Origin of the sequence: Bradyrhizobium sp. PRIMUS42 (assembly GCF_023006515.1) — a bacterium.
Taxonomy (GTDB): domain Bacteria; phylum Pseudomonadota; class Alphaproteobacteria; order Rhizobiales; family Xanthobacteraceae; genus Bradyrhizobium.
In genome coordinates this window covers 1-2,480 of sequence record NZ_JALBGZ010000845.1, presented here as the reverse complement: position 1 = coordinate 2,480, position 2,480 = coordinate 1, and the positions used below count along the sequence as shown (strand labels likewise).

The window sequence follows — 2,480 nt, the reverse complement described above, 5'->3', positions numbered from 1 at the left end:
GACGGACTTCGAGTCCGACGAGACCGTGGCCGCATCATTGGTGCCGGTGATAGTCACCGTCACCGTGCCGCTCGCGGTGCCATCCTGGCTGGTCACCGTGAACTGGTCCTGCACCTGCTGGCCGGCGGTGAGCTCGTCATGGGCGCCGTTGCCGGTGTAGCTCCAGGCGCCGTTGGCATCGATCGTGAAGTCGCCGTAGGTCCCATGGGCGTTGGTCTGGGCCACGGCATGGGCTTCGCCCGTATCCGGGTCGGTGATGGTGAGCTGGCCGCTGGCGTTCAGTGCGGCGGCGGTGTTGCCTTCCGTGACGGACTTCGAGTCCGAACTCACGGTCGCCGCATCGTTGCTGCCGGTGATGGTCACCGTCACCGTGCCGCTCGCAGTGCCGTCCTGGCTGGTCACGGTGAACTGGTCCTGGACCTGCTGGCCGGCGGTGAGCTCATTGTGGGCGCCGTTGCCGGTGTAGCTCCAGGTGCCGTTGGCATCGATCGTGAAGTCGCCATAGGTCCCGTGCGCGTTGGTCTGGGCCACGACATGGGCCTCGCCGGTGTCGGGATCCACAATCGTCAGCTGGCCGGAGGCGTTCAATGCGGCGGCGGTGTCGCCTTCCGTGACGGACTTCGAGTCCGATGAGACCGTGGCCGCATCGTTGCTGCCGGTGATGGTGACCGTCACCGTGCCGGTGGCGGTGCCGTCCTGGCTGGTCACCGTGAACTGATCCTGCACCTGCTGGCCGGCGGTGAGCTCATCGTGGGCGCCATTGCCGGTGTAGCTCCAGGCCCCGTTGGCATCGATGGTGAAGTCGCCGTAGATCCCGTGCGCGTTGGTCTGCGCCACGACGTGGGCTTCGCCGGTGTCGGGATCCACGATCGTCAGCTGGCCGCTGGTATTGAGCGCCGCCGCGGTATCGCCCTCGGTGACGGACTTCGAGTCCGACGAGACCGTGGCCGCATCGTTGCTGCCGGTGATTGTGACCGTCACCGTGCCGGTGGCGGTGCCGTCCTGGCTGGTCACCGTGAACTGATCCTGCACCTGCTGGCCGGCGGTGAGCTCGTCATGGGCGCCGTTGCCGGTGTAGCTCCAGGCCCCGTTGGCATCGATCGAGAAGTCGCCGTAGGTCCCATGGGCGTTCGATTGCGCCACGACGTGGGCTTCGCCCGTATCCGGGTCGGTGATGGTGAGCTGGCCGCTCGTATTGAGCGCCGCCGCGGTATCGCCTTCCGTGACGGACTTCGAGTCCGAACTCACGGTCGCCGCATCGTTGCTGCCGGTGATGGTGACTGTGACGATGCCGCTCGCGGTGCCGTCCTGGCTGGTGACCGTGAACTGGTCCTGCACCTGCTGGCCGGCGGTGAGCTCGTCATGGGCGCCGTTGCCGGTGTAGCTCCAGGCGCCGTTGGCATCGATCGTGAAGTCGCCGTAGGTCCCGTGAACGTTCGATTGCGCCACGACATGGGCTTCGCCGGTGTCGGGATCCACGATCGTCAGCTGACCGCTGGTATTGAGCGCCGCCGCGGTATCGCCCTCGGTGACGGACTTCGAGTCCGACGAGACCGTGGCCGCATCGTTGCTGCCGGTGATGGTGACCGTCACCGTGCCGGTGGCGGTGCCGTCCTGGCTGGTCACCGTGAACTGGTCCTGCACCTGCTGGCCGGCGATGAGCTCGTCGTGGGCGCCGTTGCCGGTGTAGCTCCAGGCCCCGTTGGCATCGATGGTGAAGTCGCCGTAGGTCCCGTGGGCGTTGGTCTGCGCGACGACATGGGCTTGGCCCGTGTCGGGATCCACAATCGTCAGCTGACCGCTGCTATTGAGCGCAGCCGCGGTGTCGCCCTCGCTGACGGACTTCGAGTCCGAACTCACGGTCGCCGCATCGTTGCTGCCGGTGATGGTGACCGTCACCGTGCCGGTGGCGGTGCCGTCCTGGCTGGTGACCGTGAACTGGTCCTGGACCTGCTGGCCGGCGGTGAGCTCGTCATGGGCGCCGTTGCCGGTGTAGCTCCAGGCCCCGTCGGCATCGATGGTGAAGTCGCCGTAGGTCCCATGGGCGTTGGTCTGCGCGACGACGTGGGCTTCGCCGGTGTCGGGATCCACGATCGTCAGCTGGCCGCTGGTATTGAGCGCCGCAGCGGTGTCGCCTTCCGTGACGGACTTCGAGTCCGACGAGACCGTGGCCGCATCGTTGCTGCCGGTGATGGTGACCGTCACGGTACCGGTGGCGGTGCCGTCCTGGCTGGTGACGGTGAACTGGTCCTGCACCTGCTGGCCGGCGGTGAGCTCGTCATGGGCACCATTGCCGGTGTAGCTCCAGGCGCCGTTGGCATCGATCGAGAAGTCGCCGTAGGTCCCGTGCGCGTTGGTCTGGGCCACGGCATGGGCCTGGCCCGTATCCGGGTCGGTGATGGTAAGCTGGCCGCTGGCGTTCAATGCGGCGGCAGTGTTGCCTTCGGTGACGGACTTCGAGTCCGACGAGACCGTGGCCG

At 67.1% G+C, this 2,480-nt stretch carries 1 protein-coding gene; it reads right to left on the bottom strand.

All coding sequences use genetic code 11. The features are described from left to right. A partial coding sequence (locus MOV75_RS34565; RefSeq protein ID WP_247007582.1) for a VCBS domain-containing protein occupies positions 1-2,480 on the bottom strand: 2,480 nt, incomplete at both ends.